Source organism: Bremerella cremea (genome assembly GCF_003335505.1).
Taxonomy (GTDB): Bacteria; Planctomycetota; Planctomycetia; order Pirellulales; family Pirellulaceae; genus Bremerella; species Bremerella cremea_A.
The window spans coordinates 83,378-100,978 of sequence record NZ_QPEX01000010.1 but is presented as its reverse complement, the minus strand read 5'-3'; the positions used below and the strand labels follow the sequence as shown (position 1 = coordinate 100,978).

Here is a 17,601-nt window from a genome sequence, read left to right as displayed (position 1 = left end):
TGATGTGCGAGATCACGCTTTGAGAAGATGCGTTGCCGACCAGCGAAAGCCCCAAGGAAACCGAATTGAATTCGTCCGCTGAAGAACAATCTGTGATCATGGAAGAAGGTGCCTTGGCCAAGTTGGGCCAAATCTTGCGCGAGGCAAGGGCACGCCAGATTTTTCTCGTGGTCGATGAGATCGCCTGGGAACATTCCGGCGCAGGCACCGTGCTCAAAAACGACTTGCAGTCGGTTCATGTCACACGATTCAGCAACTTTGAACCCAATCCGAAAATCGAAGACGTCGAGCGTGGTGTGGCCCTTTGTCGAGTGGCCAAGCCCGATCTAATCGTTGCCTTCGGCGGAGGAACGGCGCTCGACGTGGCAAAGATGATCGGCGCGATGCAGCGGCATCCATCGTCGCCTCGGCAGATTGCCCTGAAAGGACTCCCATTTCCGGAAGGGAGCATTCCGGTCGTCGCGATTCCGACCACTGCCGGTACGGGAAGCGAGGCCACCCACTTTGCCGTGGTGTATGTGGATGGGCAAAAGTATTCGATCGCTGCGTCTTGTTTGCTTCCACGCTGGGCAATGATCGACTCGCAACTTACCTACAGCGTTCCCGCTCCACTGACGGCTGCCACCGGGTTAGATGCCTTTTGCCAGGCGATCGAATCAATCTGGGCTGTCGGAGCGACCGACGAGTCGATTGGCTATGCCGTCGAAGCCGCGCGTTTGGCGAAAAACAACCTAGCCGAAGCAACCCACCGGGCAACGCCACGGTCGCGCGGCGCGATGTGTCAGGCCGCTCACCTGGCCGGTAAAGCGATCAACGTTAGCAAAACGACCTTACCCCACGCGATTTCCTACGCCCTGACCTCGGACTATGGAATTCCGCACGGGTTAGCCGTTGCCACCACGCTCAGCAGTGTGCTGGCATTCAATTACGAAATCACGGAAGAAGATTGCACCGATCCACGCGGCGTGCAACACGTGCGAAACCGGCTCGCTCTCGTTCTGCAACTTCTCGACGCAACGGATGTCGAAACGGCTTGTGAAAACGTGGAACGATGGATCCAAAACATCAACGGTTACCCAACGTTGGCGGCGGCAGGCATCACCAACGACGATCAGATTCGCGCGATCACCCGTCGTGTGAATCTAGAACGCCTCGCCAATAACCCCCGCCGTGCTCATCAAGAGCAACTGGTCGCCTTGTTACGGGGCCGCCAGACTAAGACGGCTTCGCTCAATCGGGCGGCCACTAGTTCGTAACGCATTGTCTATGGTTCGCTGTCCCTGAAATCGGTTTCAAGTTTCTTATGTCTTATTCCCCAGCTTCTGTCCAATTGGTTGTTTTCGACTGGGCCGGTACCACGATCGACTTCGGTTCACGCGCGCCCGCAGCAGCCTTCAAACAGGTGTTTGCAGGGCAAGGAGTCACCGTGACCGATGCGGAAGCGCGAGCACCCATGGGGTTACACAAACGAGACCACCTGATCACGATGCTGCAAATGCCCGGCGTGGCCGAGCGTTGGCTAGCGGCGAAGGGGCAGCCATGGACCGAACAAGATGTCGACACGATGTATCACGAGTTCATGCCGTTTCAAATGCAGGCTCTCGAACAACATTGCGACTTGATTCCCAACGTCCTAACGGTTGCCACTGAGTTGCGTTCGCGACAAATCAAACTGGGGGGCACCACCGGCTACTTTCAAGCCGCGCTCGATTTGGTCTCTGCGGCGGCGAAGAACGCTGGCTTCGAACTGGATGCCAACGTCGGCGCCGACGATGTCCCTCAAGGGCGTCCGGCACCATGGATGATTTATGAAGTCATGCGTCGCGTGGGGGTCTATCCACCGGCGGCTGTGGTGAAGATCGGGGATACCCTCGCCGACATTGCCGCTGGACGAAACGCCCCTTGCTGGACGGTTGGTGTCTGCAACAGCAGCAGCATTACCGGCCTCTCGCGGGAAGAACTCGCAGCCCTTTCCGCGAGCGAGCGGGAAGCGACCTTGCAAAACACGAAACAAGCCTTCGAAGAGGCTGGCAGCCACTTCACGATCATGGCCATCGACGAGCTTCCCGGCGTGATCGATCAAATCAATCTTCGTCTGGCCTCTGGCGAAAAGCCGTAGGCCTTTTTTCTCGGTACGGAACCTAAGAGTGTTCCCAATTGATCGGTTAGCAATTGGTTGGTGTTCTGCTGCGCTGAACCAGCGTTGACGGGGGCCGATTCGGCTGCGCGAAGTGCCTACCGGCGTGGCAACCGATCTGTGGGGCTCGCTCGAACAAACGCTAGGGTGAAGCGATTTCCCATGACTACCGATTCCATTGCACCGACGACAAGCCGAAAGACCGAGCCCTATTGGGCTTTCATTGCTGTCTTAGCAGCGTTTGGCACTTACTTCTGCATGTACGGCTTTCGTAAGCCGTTTACTGTAGCCACGTATGAAGGAAGTGAGTTTAACGGCATCGGCTTCAAGACGATGATCGTCTCGATCCAGGTCATCGGCTACATGATCTCGAAGTTTATCGGCATCAAGGTCATCTCCGAGATGCCAGCCAATCGACGAGCAGTGGCTCTGCTAGGGCTGATCGGGGTTGCGGAACTTGGTTTAGCTGTGTTTGGGATTTTACCTCGTCCCTATAACGCGGTTGGCCTGTTTGTGAACGGCTTGGCCTTGGGCATGGTGTTTGGGTTGGTGCTCGGCTTCTTAGAAGGCAGACGCCTGACCGAGGCCCTGGTCGCCGGGCTGTGTGCCAGTTTTATTTTGGCCGATGGGGTGACCAAGTCGGTCGGTAAGTGGGTGCTCGATCAAGGCGTACCAGAAGACTGGATGCCGTTTGTTTCGGGGCTGATCTTTCTGGTGCCGCTTGTGATTTCAGTAGCCGTACTGGCGAAAGTTCCCCCACCGGATGAAGATGACATCGCCGCTCGTTCTGCCCGTCACGAAATGACCAGTCAAGAGCGTTGGGCCTTGTTTCAAAAGTACGGGCTGGGCTTGTCGATGGTGGTTGCCATCTTCTTGTTGGTTACCATCATTCGAAGCGTAAGGGCCGACTTTGCGGTGGAACTGTGGAATGGTTTGGGAACCAAGCCCGATGCCCAAATCTTCACCCGTTCCGAAATGATCGTCGCCTTAGGAATCACGCTCGTCAACGGACTGGCCGTGCTGATCCGCAATAATCGTCTGGCCTTTTTCGTGTCGCTCGGTATCTGTGGGCTTGGCTTATTGGTGATTACCATGACCTTGTTCACTCAGCAGCAAGGCGCCATGGATCCGTTTACCTTCATGGTGTTGATTGGTTTCGGCCTTTATTTACCCTACGTGGCTGTGCATACCACGGTGTTTGAACGGTTGCTGGCAATGACACGCGAGCGAGGCAACTTGGGCTACTTGATGTACGTGGCCGATGCGATTGGGTACCTGGGATATGTCGGGGTAATGTTCGCTAAAGATCTGGTTTCGACGACCGATAGCTTTCTGCAGTTCTTTCTTATGTTTTGCTGGTTTACGGTGGGGGTCTCGGTGGTTTGCTTGGGGATCGCTTGGCGTTACTTCCAAGTGCTCGAGACCCGCTCGGCCGTCACTCCAGCCGTTGAGGGTGCCACTTAACGAGTGGTAAAACACCAACCAGCCGACAAAGCACTTGGCTCGGTCGGCTGGTCAGGGGAATTCACTGGGCGGCAACTTAGCGCCAAGTCAACACGCGAAAGAGTCCCTGCCGATTGCGTACTCGTTCTGGCAGCGCCAACAGGGTGTCGCGGTAGATGCTTAGCAGCAACGCGACACCAAAGAAAACCCCTCCGCCAATCATCATATAGACGGCCATGTGTTGCAGTTGATCGGGCAAGCGGACGAATACCAACAGCGTTGCCACATAAGTCAGCGTGGCGACGCCGCCTACTAGGGTGGTCGCACGCAAGCGGCAGAGGATGCCAGAACCTAACAGCAGCAACGCAATCGTCAGGGCACCGATCTCGTGTACGGCTTGCCAAGCGGAAGCCGCTTCGTAATAACCAAAACGCTGAGCCAGCATACCAATTGCCACCGGGCCGACAGAAAGCAAGCTGCCCAGCACAAGGCCCAAGGTGACCCCATCGGTAGGCTGATCTTGCTCTTTCGCCCAGCCAACATGGGCCGCTGCCAACATGACCAAGCCCAGCGTGGTGAGGAAGATCTCGGTCTTTTGCCAAGCTTCTAAGTCGAGGCCAAACGTGATCAGCAGGAACATGATGAACCCTTGGCCGATGGCCAACACACGATACCAGTGACGTGTCTCGTGTTTCTGCGGCAACAAGGCAGCCAATAACGCGGCAACGATGAAACCGGCTTGCAGCAAGACCGTTCTTCCTAATAGCCCGCCGCTAACCAATTGGTTTAAACTCATCAGCAAGCAGCCAACGCCTGAGATGCTTAGCAGCAGGTGCCCAGTCCCTTCAATCGCCTTACTCACCTTAGAACGTTCCGACTCTTCCACCAGAAAAACGCGCTGCCCCAGCAAAATGGCCAGCCCCAAGCCTCCGAAACAGAGCAGATAGAGACGGGCAGAAAACTGGCAGAAATACATCGTCTGCCACAATGCAGCTACGCCCGTAACGGCAGCCAGATAGGTTGTCACCCCTGATTGGGTTCGTAGGGTCATCAAATGGAAGAAGAGGCATGCTTGCAAGAGCACCAACGACAACACGAGCGGGCTCGAAGCACCGGTGATCGGAAGCTCACGAATTCCGATGCCCACGGTACTTGCGTAAGCGGCTAGCGGAATCAGCAAAGTCACCATTGCAAACGCCACAAATTGCCATGCCCTGGCGAGTGGCCGTTGACTTACGACGAGCATCACGGCGATGCCCAACGGGGCAAGCAGCATGATGGGGAGCGAAACATCCCAGGCCGTCAGACCCACGCACGACAACAAACCAAACACCAGCAGCAAGGCCGACACCCCGGTGCCGATCGCGTAAGCGCTGCTGGTGATCCCTGTATCCCGCCGGCGAACTTGTGCGCCGAACCAAGCGGCGATGGTGGTGAGTGCCGTTGCCAGCACATAAAGTCCGCCAATTTCCTGCAGGGCAAAAACACTGAATGTGGCTTGCACAAACCCGGCCAGGCCTACCAGAATCGGCAATGCCACCAAGATCGCGCTCAAGCCACTCGCCAGACCGAGTAGGATCGATGTATCTTCGTTCGTTGACTTCTGGTCATCATGCTTGGTCCTCACGATGTACCACTGTAAACCGTTTAAGAGAATCGCCGTCGCTGCGAACATGGTCATGACCAAATTGGCCGACATCGGCAGCGGCAACAGATCGACGAGAATCAGTTCGCTCCACAAGAAGGTCACCGTTCCCCCGACGATCCAGCCCCAATGCCGGCGCACCATTGCATAGGAATATCCGTACAGATAGGTTGCTCCCAGCGTCAGCCCTAGGGCGAGCAGCTTGATCGATCCGCTGGTGGCTAACGTAGGCTCGGCAAAAGGAATGGGGCTGCGCGTCCACTCGAACCACAGATCGGAAAGGCCGTAGCGATACGTCCAAGCACAAACGATCCAGTTCAACAACACCACCAAACCGGCCAGCAGCACGCAGTGACCGGCGCGAAAGAATGCCAGGCCGAACTTATGCCGCGAGAACGCACCTTCCCCAGTCGCGAAAGCCCGCTCGGCGTGGATCGCAGCCGCTCCTAAGGCCACCAACAACGTCGAGGCCGCCGCACCTTCCCAAAAGCGCGCAACGGTTTGGTCACCTAAAATCATCAGCCCGGTCAGCGTCACGCCCCCGACCACGGCATAGACGAATAAGGTGTCACGAATCAGCAGGGCACAAACCGTGTACAGCAGCGCGATGGCCAACGCGGGTATCCAGAGATGCCCTCCTTCATCCAGCACAATCAGCCCCTGGGCATCGTAGAACCACAAATGGAACGGCATCAGCATGCACGCCACAAGAGCCAGCCCGCGACCGGCAAGCTGAAATCGCGTGCGAGTCAAGACAAACGCCCCTAACCCAAGCACCGCCAAGTTGCCCCCTGCCAGCAGCGAGGCGACCACCACCGGGTTGTCGAAGAAGCCCTGTGTGGCCAACCAAATGACCAAGCCCAATACCAACAAGCATCCCCCCAGCATCATCAGGTATTGCAAACTTCGCGGGTCCAAAATGGCTTCAAGCAGCGAAATTAAACGAACGCCAGAAGGTGTCTCTGGGGGCCCATCTTTTTCAGTCGCCGCTTCGCTGGGGGCTTCCGCGAGTTCGACCTGAGGCGTGCTCAAACGAATCAATGGCCGCAGCTGGCGACCCCGCAGGCGATTCTCTTCCAGCAGCCGGGCTGTTTGTTTTTCGTTGAGGCGTCTGGCCGCGATGTGTTGTTCCAACTCTTGTTCGAGAAACGCCCGATAACGCCATTCTTGCGTTGGGCCGCGCGGTGTTTCATCTGGCACTGGCGGCTTGAGGTGCTGACACGATTCGTCCGTTTCTTCCAGACGCGTGAGCCAGGCTTGGTAATAGGATTGGACAGCTTCGTCCAGCAGCCAGTACCGGAGATTCTTCAGAACAAAGTCAATCGCGGCACGTAGATCTTCTCGACGATCTATGGGTGACATTCGCGAGCCTCTTGAGAGATGGGTTAATAGGCGGGATCACCCATCGATCGCTTCCTGCGGCAGCCAGGCCGTGGAAGGATCGAATGGGCCTACCTACTTCGCGAAAGTTTGGCCAAAGAAAGGGGGAAGAAATCCCAGAATCGTTAAAATTGTCCCTTGTCGGAACTTTTTACGCGACTACTCGGTGAGCAGTTTTTTGCGGAAGTTACGCGGCGTGGTGCCAAACTTCTTCCGAAACGCAATTCCAAAGCGGGTTGCGTTGCTAAACCCAGACGACAACGCGACCTCGGTGATCGACATATCGCGATTCAAAAGCAGTTCGCGGGCTCGTTCCAATTGCACACGCCGAATCTCTTCAGCAGGAGTTCGCCCGAGGTAGGCTTTGAACTGGATCTCTAAACTACGACGCGACAACGGAACTTCGCGCAGCACATCATCGACGCCAATTCCATGTTGGGTGTGATTTTGGATGAACCGTAAGGCCCGCACGATCAGGGGGTCGTCAATTGCCAGAAAGTCGGTCGATTGGCGGCTGACGACACCATGCGGAGCGATTAAAACGGGACGCTTCGGGGCTGGCTTCCCTTCAATCATTTGGTGCAGCATCGCGGCCGCTTCGTAACCAATCCGTTCGCAGGCCAGCGACACGGCCGAAAGAGGCGGCGTCGAAACCTCGCACAACAATTCATCGGAGTCCCCCGCCAAAATCGCGAATTCGTCTGGAACCCGAATCGAGGAAAAATGGCACACTTCGGCTAACTGCCGGGCATGATGTGCGTCGACAGCTAAGATCGCGACGGGTCTTGGTAGCGACATCAGCCAACGATTCACCCGTCGCTGCTGTTCGGCCCAAGACATTTTGCGACCGGCCCGATAGCCAGGGCGATAGGCATTGCAAACGTATCCCCGGGAAGTGACCGCCTGCTGAAATGCTTCGCCTCGGTGCGATGAATAACGGTGGCTAGGCGGGGCGAAATAGGCAAACTCCGAGAACCCGCGGGCCAGCAAGTGCTCGACGGCCAGTTCGGCTCGGGCTGATTCGTCGGTGATCACGCGCCCCACGCCAGGCAAGGTTTCGCACACGTCGTCGACATCGACCGCTGGCACCTTTTTCTGCAAGATTTGCTCGATCTGCAAGCGCGAAGAGAAGCGGGCAATCACCCCGTGCCCCTTCCAGCCGTCTGGTAAAGCAGAACGTTGATCGTGATCGCGAGGATCGATCAGAAGATGCCACGAAGCATGTTTCTCGGCATAATGCGCGATCCCCCGGATCACACGTCGTCCCCAGCTCGTTTCGGTTTCAACCAAAACGGCAACGACTTGCACTTGGCGCCGCTGTTCGAGTTGGGTTGGATCGAGGGTCATCGTTTCGCGTTAATTTTTGAGGTGGCAAATCTTACGATCAACTCTTTCTATTCTAACGTGTATCGGCCAAGGGTTTGCGCAGAAACGAGATTTTATAGTTCTTTTCCATGCGCTAGGGGGGTGATGGGCTGTCAAGTTAAATTTGGTGCGGTAAGCTTGATTAACGAGTGGAATAGACGTGCGTTGCTATACGCCCGTCGGGTGCCGCAATTTACGGATTAGTCGTCAGAAGAGAGTTGGAACGTGAATACGCCAGAGCGTCGAACGGTGATCGGGTTGATGAGTGGAACCTCAGCCGACGGTGTGGACGCAGCCCTGATTACGACAGACGGCGAAGACTTCGTCGAGTTTCATGGTGGGCTGACGTTGCCCTATTCCGAAGAAATCCGTTCGCGCGTCCTCGAAGCTTCGCAACATAACGTGCGGCTCGACGAATTGTTGCGGCTAGAACGCGATTTGACGTTGCATCACGCTCAGGCTATTTTCGCGTTGGAAAAACAATTGGGCGACCTGGCCAAGTCAGCCAAACTGGTCGGCTTTCATGGTCATACCGTGCGGCATATCCCCGCCGAAGGGGTCACCATGCAGTTAGGCAACCCGTGGCTACTGGCCGAGAAAACGGGCAAGCAAGTCGTTTCCGACTTCCGCCGCCGCGACATGGCCCGCGGCGGTCAGGGGGCTCCGTTGGCGACATTCTTTCATCAAGCTCTGTTCCACGATAAAACCCAGGCGATTGCCGTGTTGAATCTGGGTGGGGTGGCGAATCTTACCTGGCTCGGGGCAGACGGTTCCATCGTTGCCGGCGACACCGGTCCTGGCTGCGGTTTGCTCGACGAATGGGCCCAAGAGATGGCCGGTCTCAGCCACGATATCGACGGCCAACTGGCCCTGCGGGGGACCGTGCAGCAACAACTGGTTAAAGACGCGTTATCCGCTGAATATTTCCAGCGCCCTTTGCCGAAATCTGCCGATCGCTTCGAGTTCGACCACATCGATGTTTCCGGCCTAAGTGTCGAAGACGGTGCCGCGACGCTGTGTGCGGTTACCGTGGGGGCGATTGCCATGTCGGCCCAAACCATGGCCGAGCCGCCAGCCATTTTGTGGGCAACCGGCGGCGGCGTGCATCACCCGGTGATCATGTCGATGCTGGCCGAACACTTTCAAACCGTGCAAACCATCGACCAACTTGGCCTTAGCCCCGATACGCTCGAAGCCGAATGCTTCGCCTGGCTAGCCGTCCGCAGCCTAAGAAACCTGCCCCTGACCATCCCCGAAACCACCGGCTGCTCGCAACCAACCACCGGCGGTTTTGTTACGCCGTAAGACGAGAAGAAGTCTTAACCCAGGTTCTTAACGCTGGGCGGCAGATCGTTCCAGCCTGGTTTACTGATTGCGTGTTATGTTGCCACACGATTGGTTTCGGGAAGCCGTTTTAGCAAACGATGGTGCGTCGAGACGCGTTCTACGGGACTCTCTTTGTGTGGCACGGGCACCCGAGGAAAGCTAATTCTGCAGGCTGGGCCATGTTAAGGCCCCGTGTTCCTGCCTGAAATGTAGGCTGGAATAAGCGACAGCCCATTCCAGTATTCTCTATAAGGTCCGCACAGCGGACCCTACGAGGAGGACAAATGCCGCGATGTTTACTCGTAAAGCAAGAACGGTTCGCGGCGGTTGGCGAAATCGGCTAGGTCTTTTTGGTAGGTCGCTTTGATTTCTGCCGGGGTCTTGCCGTCGTTGATCATGTCGAGCACTTGTTGGCTGCCCAGTAACGTGGGCAGGCGTTTGGTTTCCCAGTCGTTGGGGTATAACTTCTTCAAGCTCGCCGCAACAGCCCAGCCGAGGTCGAGCGTCTCGAACTTGCTCCAATCGGTGATGATGAAGTTGACACCTCCACATAATTCCCCTTCGTACTTGCTGGAAGTCGGGGTGAACTCGATGCCAATTGCTTTCACCCCGGGAATCTCGTAGGCGTTGATGGCGTTGGCTAGTTGGGGACCGTTAATCCAAGGTGCGCCTAAGATCTCGAACGGGGTATCGGTGCCGCGACCGACCGAAACGTTGGTTGTTTCCAACAGGCCGACGCCTGGGTAGATCAGCGCTTGGGCCAGGTTACGCATGTTCGGCGACGTGTTGCGCCACGGGAGGCCAGTTTCGTACAGCAGGTCGTCGCGTTGCCAGTCTTCCATGGGGATGATCGTTAGCTTGGTTTCCAGACCTCGCTCCGCCTTCAGCATTTTGGCCAGTTCGCCAATGGTCATGCCGTGACGAACCGGGATTTCATGAAACCGGACGAACGTACGCGAGTCGTCATCGAGCATCGGCCCATCGATCACGACGCCGCCTAGCGGGTTGGGACGATCGAGGACGATGAATTCGATGTCTTGTTCTGCGGCGGCTTCCATGGCCAAGCCCATCGTCGCGATGTAGGTGTAAAAACGGCAGCCGATGTCTTGAATGTCGAATACCAGCGTATCGATCCCGGCAAGTTGCTCCTTGGTCGGCTTACGCGTTTTGCCATACAAACTTTTCACTGGCACACCGGTCTTTGGTTCGACCGAGTCGCCAATGTGCGATTGATCGAGCAGGCCTGCAAAACCATGTTCTGGGCTAAAGATGGTTACCAGGTCGACATCGGGCGATTCGTGTAGCAGCAGATGCGTTCCTTGGCCTGCTTTGTCGCGACTGGTGTGGTTGGCAATCAAGCCGACTTTCTTTCCTTTGAGTGCCGCGAACTTGCTATTGGCCAGAACGTCGATACCGAGTTTGGTGCCAGCGTTGTCGGTTGACTTTTCAGCAGCCAAGCAAGCATCGGCGGCAATGGTGCCAATGCGACCGGCGAGTTGATTGACTGAGCCTTTGCCGTCCGGGTGAACGCGATTGGAAAGAAAGATCACCACCAGGTCTAAGCCTGGATCGATCCACATGGCCGTGCCGGTGAACCCGCCGTGCCCGTAAGCAGCGTCGGTCATCGAGGCACCACGGTTGCTGGAATAGCCGCTCTTCTTGTCCCAGCCGAGGCCGCGCAAATTGCCGACTGCATCGTAGCTAGTCGTCATCTTCTTCAGCGTTTCTGGCTGCAGAACGTGCCCCTCGCCTTCGTGTTGGGCGGCCAACATTCCCAGGCCGTATCGCACCAAATCGTGCGAGGTGCTAAACAACCCAGCGTGACCAGCAACCCCGCCACAAAGGCGAGCCCGTGGATCGTGGACAGTCCCTTTCAGCCACACGCCATCTTCCTCTTGCGTGGTGACGGCTCGCTGTTGCAAAGCTTCTGGCGGGTTATAACCACTTTCGGTCATGCCCAGCGGTAGGAAGACGTTTTCTTTGGCATATTGATCGAGCGGTTTCCCAGACACGCGAGCGACCATTTCGCCCAGCAGCAAAAAGCCGACGTCTGAGTAACGGAATTTGTCACCCGGCGGCGAAAGCAACTTCAAGTCGCAGATCTTTTCGTAAGCGGTGTCCCACCCTTCCAAGTAATCGTTCACATGGTTATCAGGCGTCAGCCCGCTGACATGAATCATCAGCTGACGAACGGTGATCTCTTCCTTGCCGTTTCCTTTGAACTCGGGTAGGTACTTGGAAACCGGCTGGTCCAGATCGATTTTGCCTTGCTCGACCAACTGCATGATGCTGGTCGCCGTCGAGATTGGCTTGGTGAGCGAAGCCATATCGAACACGGTGTCGACCGTCATCGGCTCGACATCGGGCACAATGCGGCGATTGCCGTGGGCTTTTTCGTAAACGATCTTACCGTGCCGCACGACGGTGACCACGCAGCCAGGCATTTTCTTCTCGGCCAACGCTTGTTCGATTTCCTTATCGATCGCCGGAGCAATCGGCCCGACCATGCCCACTTCTTCTGGCGTGGCAGTCGGAATTTCAGCCCAGACTGCCGTCGGTAACAGCAGGAACGGTAGCACTAAAAGAGATCGTAATATCATGTTTCATCCTCGGCAGAGGCAATCGGCGATGGCTTGTAAAGAACGTTCATCACGGCCCAAAGGGTCGCGGTAATCGTAAACACACTTACACTGCAAATCAAAGAATTCCAATAGCCGCTTATGCCGTAGTATTGCGAGACACAAACGACAATCACGGCCCCGGTCAGCAAGCCGATGTTGGCGAACAAACTCGAAACACGACCAATCGTCAGGGCGATCAGGAATAGCCCCAACAAAAGGCCTGCAGAAAAACCGGCGATCGCCAGGGCTTGGTGGACAACGTTGTTGGCAAAATCTAGATAGTAAGCCACCAAGGCGACCATCGCTTGAAGCGCCGTGAACGAAACCGTAAACACACGGGCCATTAGCAGCCGTTGTGAGTCAGGTAGTTTTTGCATTGCCTCGCCACCGATGTCATCCAGTAACGAACTCGACGAGGAGTTGACCGAGCTGGAAAGCGTAGACATCGCAGCGGCAAACACGGCGGCCAAGATAATCCCGCGAATGCCGATCGGCAAATCGTTAACAATGAACGAGGCAAACGCTTGATCACCCGCCAAACTTTCGCGGGCCGGATCGAACTGAGCATAATAGCAAGCCAGGCCAGCACCAATCGCCAGAAAGAGGGCAAACTGAGCGAACACGATGGGACCGCTCCAAAACAGCGCCAGCCCGGCCGAACGTTGGTTCTTGGCACACAAATATCGCTGCACGATTAACTGGTCGGCCCCATGCGTCGCCAAGCTCAGCACGGCCCCGCCAAAAATACCTGACCAGAGCGTCAACTGACCATCCGCAGGCATAAAGCTGGTGTTAAACAATTGCAAACGGCCGGTTTCTGATGCGAAGTTGAAATACTCTTCCGCGCCGCCTGGCAAACGATAGAGGATCACGCCGATGGCAATGAAAGCTCCGGTCATGTAAACGGCGAACTGCAGGCAGTCGTTCCACACCACCGAGCGCACCCCGCCAAACAAAGCGTAAATGGCCGTCGCAATCGCAATCACGGCAACGCTCACATCAAAGTTAATGTGAATCACTTGTTGCAAGGTGAATGCGGTTAAAAACAAACGTAGGCCATCGCCAAGCGTACGGGCACCTAAGAAGAAGACCGAAGCCAGTTTGCGGGTCGAGGTGCCGAAGTTGCGCTGGAAAACTTCATAAGCCGTGGTGTTCTTACCTTTGAAGTAGATCGGCAATAGAAACGTCAGCACCAAGACGCGGCCAATGATATAGCCGATCGCCAGCTGCAAGAATCCAAAATTGCCTCCCTGCTTAAAAGCCAAGCCAGGCACGCTCAAAAACGTGACGGTGCTGGTCTCGGTTGCCACAATCGAAAGCAGCAACGCCCAAGAGGGTAAATTGCCAGACCCCAAAAAAAAGTCGCTTGTCGAGTCTTCCCCTCTACCGATCCAAACCCCTAGCAACGTCGTTCCGAGGATGTACAACGCGATAATCGCGGCATCGACAGGGGGAATCGCAAGGGAATCGAGAAAGCTCATGCCGGGGTGGTCGCCGCAAAGTGAGGTTGGGTCAATCGTGGGCTATCGAATGCCATTCTGACAGCATCCAGTCTACCTCTCCAGAACTTAGTCGCTAGTCGAGCAGGCGCATTATTCTCTCGCTTTTGCGCACAGAAGCTAGGCGGAGGGAATCCCTTCGCCTAAACTAACCATAAGAGAAAGCAAGGAAGCAAGTGTCGCACGGATGTTATGACTTAGTCAGAGGTTAGTTGAAATACCTATGCTCGACCACCTAACAACCGAGGCCAGCAACCCGGCATCGGAACAACTTGACGAACTCTCGACGCTCGAGATCGTCAAACTCATTAACGATCAAGACGCTGGTATTGCCGAGGCGGTCGCGCGTCAGTCGCAACAAATTGCCACAGCAGTCGACGTGATCTCCGACCGCTTGCATAACGGTGGCCGCCTGATTTATTTCGGCGCTGGCACCTCCGGCCGCCTAGGTATCCTCGACGCAGCCGAATGCCCGCCCACGTTCCGTTCCGATCCTCGCCAGGTTGTCGGCTTAATTGCCGGAGGGCCGTCGGCGATTACCACCGCTGTGGAAGGGGCCGAAGACAATCCTTCGCTCGGCATGCAAGACTTAGAACGAATTCAGCTTTCGCCTAACGATGTTGTGGTGGGTATCGCCACCAGTGGTCGCACGCCGTATGTGATTGGTGGTTTGGAATATGCCCGAGAGTTAGGTGCTTACGCGATTGGTTTGACCTGCAACGACAACTCGGAAATGAAGCCGTACTGCGATCTGGTTATCGCTCCGGTTGTCGGGCCAGAGATCCTCAGCGGATCGACTCGTATGAAAGCAGGTACCGCAACCAAGATGGTGTTGAACATGCTCAGCACGGGGGCGATGATTCGACAAGGCAAGACCTTCGGCAACTTGATGGTCGACCTGCGGGCCACCAATACCAAGTTAAACGCCCGGGCTCGTCGCATCGTGAAAGCAGCGACCGAACTAAGCGATGCCGAAGCGGTCGATTTGCTTGCTCGTTGCAATGGCGAAGTGAAAACGGCCATCGTTGTCCATCATACCGAGCAATCGCCCGAAGCGGCTCGTACGCTGTTGGATCGTGCGAGCGGACATTTGCGCCGCGCCATTCACGACGGCACCAACGGGGCTGTCCGACTTTAAGCTTAGCCGAGGCCACAACCTATGTCTGTCGTGCCTCTCGTTCTGCCTGATCAACTTGTATTGGCAGTTGATGGTGGCGGAACTAAAACGGCCTGCTGTCTTGCACGTGTTCTCGCGGACGGCCAATGGCAAATCTTGGCCAACGGACAAGCTGGGCCGAGTAATCCTCGGGCGGTTGGCCTCGAGCAAGCCGCCGAGGCCATTCAATCAGCCGTCAACACGGCGCTCTCTGCCGCCAACTGTCAGGCCAGCGATTGTCGGCAGGCCTTGTTTTCGATTGCCGGAACGCTCGATACAACCGTTCGCGCGGCTTTGACCGAACAGCTTTACGCTCGCAAACTGGCCGCGCAACTGGCGGTTGTGCCCGATCTTTACCCATTGCTCGATAACGCCACCGCCAAGGCGTCGTTCGGCTTGATTGCCGGGACTGGCTCGGTGGGAATTGGCCGCAATGCGAAAAACCAATTAGCGATCACCGGCGGCTGGGGACATATTCTGGGCGACGACGGCAGCGGCTTTGCCATTGGAAGAGAAGCACTCCGCTACACGCTTAACACCTTGGAAACCACCGGCCAGCCTCATGGCTTGGCGACGGTCATTTGCGAGTTGTGGAACGTAACAACGGCGTACCAACTGAAGACCTGCCTCGCCAAATTTAACGATCTGAAAGCAGAAGTCGCCCAGCTCTCGAAAGTGGTTGTCGAACAAGCGAAGCAATTGGACATGACCGCTGTAGGCATCTTGCTCAAAGCGGCCGACGACCTGACCAGCTTGGTGCAGCAGCTTCGCATCCGTTTAGAAGTCCCTGAAAACGAAATTAGCATTCGCGTCAGTGGCGGGCTATTTCAAAGCGACGGCTTCTTTCTGGAGGTACTGCACCAATCGCTCACAACCAGCGGACTACAGCCAACTCTGCAAGTGTTGACCAATCCGACGCACGGCGTCCTCGAATTGTTGGTCAGCGGATTTCAGCCAGAACAGTACGAGCTGTTGCCGTAGCTGTCGCCTCCGCTTCTCACTTGCGGTCAAGAAACAAACCACGAAAGGCAAAAATCAAGCCTAATCAATCGATTCCCCTTCTGTGTGGCACGGGCATCCTGCCCGTGGGAAGTGGGTACCGAGTTAGCAGGACAACCCGGGCAAGATGCCCGGGGCACACAAGGAGAGTCCTGTAGAACGGCGGGTGGCCCTGGTCAATAAAACCTCTTCGTGTGCCACGGTGCCTCTGGCCCGTGTCTTTGCGCCAGTAGCAGCGACACGGTTTACCCGCATCCTACGAATTCTCGTGTGGGCATCCTTGAAGAAGAGGCTGCATCCTCCCGGGACACACAGAGTGAACTTGGTTCGTTTAGCCAGGATTCAACCACCTATTAGTCACAGATCGACAGGGTGCCGAAATAAAAAAAAGGGACGCATGACACGTCCCTCTTAGGCAGTTACGAACAAGAGATTCCTATTCGATCTCGATCACGAAATCGGTTTTGCCATCGTCGGGAACCTCGACCGTGATGCCAGACTTTTCTGGGTCCGAGAACTTCTCGGGCACTTTGAACTTGGGTGGTGGAGTAGGGCTGAAATCGGTCACGCCCCATTCCGGCGGCTTGGGCGGTCCCACGTAGCTCACCGCCACGCGGTGTTTGCCGGTTGGTGCCCCGTCTCCCACGTCATTTGTGCCGAGCGTAAAGTTGCCTTTTTCGTCGGTCACACCTGCCGCCGGGCGACCCTCTTCCGGGACAAAACGAATCTGGTAGAACTCCAGCGGTTTGCCTTGGTAGGTTGCCATTCCGGCTGCCGGTGAAGTCGGAACGATATCACCGGTTGGCTGACTGTTGCATCCCAGAGCAACGCTAAATAGCGCCAACGATCCCACCAAGAGGGCACGGTGGGAAAGTTGGCGACTAAAATGGGACAGAATGATTTGCGGAATCATTACGATCCTGTGGTCCTATGCTTGAGAAAGAAGCTTGTTTTCGGCTCGGGATAGACGAGTTTAGTCGCGATTAACGACTTCGCCACCTTGCATGGTGCCCATGGCACGCCAAGCCACCTGGTTGATGGTGTCTTGCATGAAGCTGACCGAACCGTCACCGAAGCAAACCTGTGCCCCGCCCGGATGGTAGCTACGTGCTGCCAAGTGACCACGCGATCCATAAGAACCGTCCAAGCAGTCACGACGTCGAGCATTGGGGGTTAGCGTGTGCGTGTAAAAAGTAGTCACGAGCGATGCTCGGTAATACTGTAAACCGCGGTAAGTCCAGGCACTGTTGCTGCGGGTTTCACAATCCGATGGAGGTGTCTCGGCATCGGCATTAAAGAAGCCAGAGGAAACGTGCGTTGCTACGCGGAAGTCACGTGGGTCACCAGCAGGAACAACCATTAGCGAGGAGGAACCGCTTGGTCCCTTCTTGATTTCAGCGAAGAGAGCCGTATTCGTGGTTCCGTCAGTCATATCCGCGAAGCGAGTTGCCGAGTTTCGGTAAAACGGACCAATCAGGGCCGAATTCTTTTCGCCGGTGACTAAAGTTCCCTTCGCTCCCAGGTTCTGAACATAGCTGGTTCCACCATAGATCGTGGATGAACCGCCGATGGAATTGCCCGCCGGTTGAATGTCGGAAGGACACTGGAACGCAGTAATTTGCTGAACGATGACTTTCGCGTTGGCGGAACTACCGTTAATCGAGTAGCGGAAGTCAAACAATTCGTGAACATTGCCCTGTTCTAGAAAGGGCAGAATGAACGCATGGGTCGAAGCACCGTTGGCCGAGCATTCGCCCGGAGGAAACTTCAAGTGCGTGCTTTCATAGTTGTGCAGTGCCAACCCAATCTGCTTCAGGTTATTGCTGCACTGCATCCGGCGAGCCGCTTCACGGGCTTGCTGTACGGCAGGTAAAAGGAGCGAGATCAACACACCGATGATCGCAATAACCACTAACAATTCCACGAGCGTAAAACCCGTGCGATTATGAGAACGCTTCATACCAAAATCCCTATCACGTAGAAGAGCGAGTTTTTTTCTTGGGGGCACCCGACCTCGCGACACGCTGGTC

Annotated in this window: 12 protein-coding genes; 6 read left to right on the top strand and 6 right to left on the bottom strand. The window is 56.0% G+C overall.

Features of this window, described 5'->3' with window-relative positions:
• The first annotated feature begins 65 nt into the window (after positions 1-65).
• From DTL42_RS01795 to DTL42_RS01785, 3 genes are all read left to right on the top strand, one after another.
• Complete coding sequence (locus tag DTL42_RS01795; RefSeq protein WP_234824032.1) at positions 66-1,256, top strand: phosphonoacetaldehyde reductase; 1,191 nt, start codon at positions 66-68, stop codon at positions 1,254-1,256.
• A gap of 47 nt (positions 1,257-1,303) precedes the next feature.
• Positions 1,304-2,119, top strand: coding sequence for a phosphonoacetaldehyde hydrolase (gene phnX, locus DTL42_RS01790; RefSeq protein ID WP_114366989.1), 816 nt, complete (start codon positions 1,304-1,306; stop codon positions 2,117-2,119).
• A gap of 180 nt (positions 2,120-2,299) precedes the next feature.
• Positions 2,300-3,601: a DUF5690 family protein gene (locus DTL42_RS01785; RefSeq protein WP_199590013.1), complete on the top strand. Its 1,302-nt coding sequence runs from the start codon at positions 2,300-2,302 to the stop codon at positions 3,599-3,601.
• A 76-nt stretch (positions 3,602-3,677) separates the two neighbouring features.
• Here DTL42_RS01785 and DTL42_RS01780 read toward each other — a convergent pair whose 3' ends face one another.
• Together DTL42_RS01780 and DTL42_RS01775 are read right to left on the bottom strand one after the other, a co-directional pair.
• On the bottom strand, positions 3,678-6,587 hold the full coding sequence (locus DTL42_RS01780; protein ID WP_114366988.1) for a hypothetical protein: 2,910 nt from the start codon (positions 6,585-6,587) through the stop codon (positions 3,678-3,680).
• A 177-nt stretch (positions 6,588-6,764) separates the two neighbouring features.
• Positions 6,765-7,952 carry a xylose operon transcription regulator XylR gene (locus DTL42_RS01775; RefSeq protein WP_114366987.1) on the bottom strand — a complete coding sequence of 396 codons (1,188 nt, stop codon included), beginning with the start codon at positions 7,950-7,952 and terminating at the stop codon, positions 6,765-6,767.
• Positions 7,953-8,195: 243 nt separating this feature from the next.
• Here DTL42_RS01775 and DTL42_RS01770 point away from each other — a divergent pair, with 243 nt between their 5' ends.
• The gene (locus DTL42_RS01770; protein WP_114366986.1) at positions 8,196-9,275 is read left to right on the top strand and encodes an anhydro-N-acetylmuramic acid kinase; all 1,080 of its coding nucleotides are present in this window, start codon (positions 8,196-8,198) and stop codon (positions 9,273-9,275) included.
• 317 nt (positions 9,276-9,592) lie between these two features.
• On the opposite strand, the gene DTL42_RS26655 is transcribed toward DTL42_RS01770, so the two are convergent.
• Together DTL42_RS26655 and DTL42_RS01760 are read right to left on the bottom strand one after the other, a co-directional pair.
• On the bottom strand, positions 9,593-11,896 hold the full coding sequence (locus DTL42_RS26655) for an exo-beta-N-acetylmuramidase NamZ domain-containing protein (protein WP_158545189.1): 2,304 nt from the start codon (positions 11,894-11,896) through the stop codon (positions 9,593-9,595).
• A complete protein-coding gene (locus DTL42_RS01760; RefSeq protein ID WP_114366985.1) occupies positions 11,893-13,398 on the bottom strand; it encodes a sodium:solute symporter family transporter in 1,506 nt (501 codons plus the stop codon). The genes DTL42_RS26655 and DTL42_RS01760 overlap by 4 nt, the downstream gene beginning before the upstream one ends.
• 241 nt (positions 13,399-13,639) lie before the next feature.
• Between DTL42_RS01760 and murQ the strand changes: the two genes are divergently transcribed.
• Together murQ and DTL42_RS01750 are read left to right on the top strand one after the other, a co-directional pair.
• Positions 13,640-14,554 (top strand): N-acetylmuramic acid 6-phosphate etherase, encoded by a 915-nt coding sequence (murQ, locus tag DTL42_RS01755; RefSeq protein ID WP_114366984.1) that lies wholly within the window; start codon positions 13,640-13,642, stop codon positions 14,552-14,554.
• Positions 14,555-14,575: 21 nt separating this feature from the next.
• Positions 14,576-15,553, top strand: a complete 978-nt coding sequence (locus tag DTL42_RS01750; protein ID WP_114366983.1) for a BadF/BadG/BcrA/BcrD ATPase family protein — start codon at positions 14,576-14,578, stop codon at positions 15,551-15,553.
• A gap of 454 nt (positions 15,554-16,007) precedes the next feature.
• Here the strand turns inward: DTL42_RS01750 and DTL42_RS01745 are convergent, their stop codons facing one another.
• Complete coding sequence (locus DTL42_RS01745) at positions 16,008-16,484, bottom strand: hypothetical protein (RefSeq protein ID WP_114366982.1); 477 nt, start codon at positions 16,482-16,484, stop codon at positions 16,008-16,010.
• 60 nt (positions 16,485-16,544) lie between these two features.
• Entirely contained in the window at positions 16,545-17,531 is a 987-nt protein-coding gene (locus DTL42_RS01740) for a DUF1559 domain-containing protein (protein ID WP_114366981.1), read from the bottom strand.
• Positions 17,532-17,601: the final 70 nt, after the last annotated feature.

Excerpts from the sequence above, each read along its gene's own strand:
- DTL42_RS01775 (WP_114366987.1), bottom strand. The coding sequence starts at position 7,952 with ATGACCCTCGATCCAACCCAACTCGAACAGCGGCGCCAAGTGCAAGTC.
- phnX (WP_114366989.1), top strand. The coding sequence starts at position 1,304 with ATGTCTTATTCCCCAGCTTCTGTCCAATTGGTTGTTTTCGACTGGGCC.
- murQ (WP_114366984.1), top strand. The coding sequence starts at position 13,640 with ATGCTCGACCACCTAACAACCGAGGCCAGCAACCCGGCATCGGAACAA.
- DTL42_RS26655 (WP_158545189.1), bottom strand. The coding sequence starts at position 11,896 with ATGATATTACGATCTCTTTTAGTGCTACCGTTCCTGCTGTTACCGACG.
- DTL42_RS01740 (WP_114366981.1), bottom strand. The coding sequence starts at position 17,531 with ATGAAGCGTTCTCATAATCGCACGGGTTTTACGCTCGTGGAATTGTTA.
- DTL42_RS01760 (WP_114366985.1), bottom strand. The coding sequence starts at position 13,398 with ATGAGCTTTCTCGATTCCCTTGCGATTCCCCCTGTCGATGCCGCGATT.
- DTL42_RS01745 (WP_114366982.1), bottom strand. The coding sequence starts at position 16,484 with ATGATTCCGCAAATCATTCTGTCCCATTTTAGTCGCCAACTTTCCCAC.
- DTL42_RS01785 (WP_199590013.1), top strand. The coding sequence starts at position 2,300 with ATGACTACCGATTCCATTGCACCGACGACAAGCCGAAAGACCGAGCCC.
- DTL42_RS01750 (WP_114366983.1), top strand. The coding sequence starts at position 14,576 with ATGTCTGTCGTGCCTCTCGTTCTGCCTGATCAACTTGTATTGGCAGTT.
- DTL42_RS01780 (WP_114366988.1), bottom strand. The coding sequence starts at position 6,587 with ATGTCACCCATAGATCGTCGAGAAGATCTACGTGCCGCGATTGACTTT.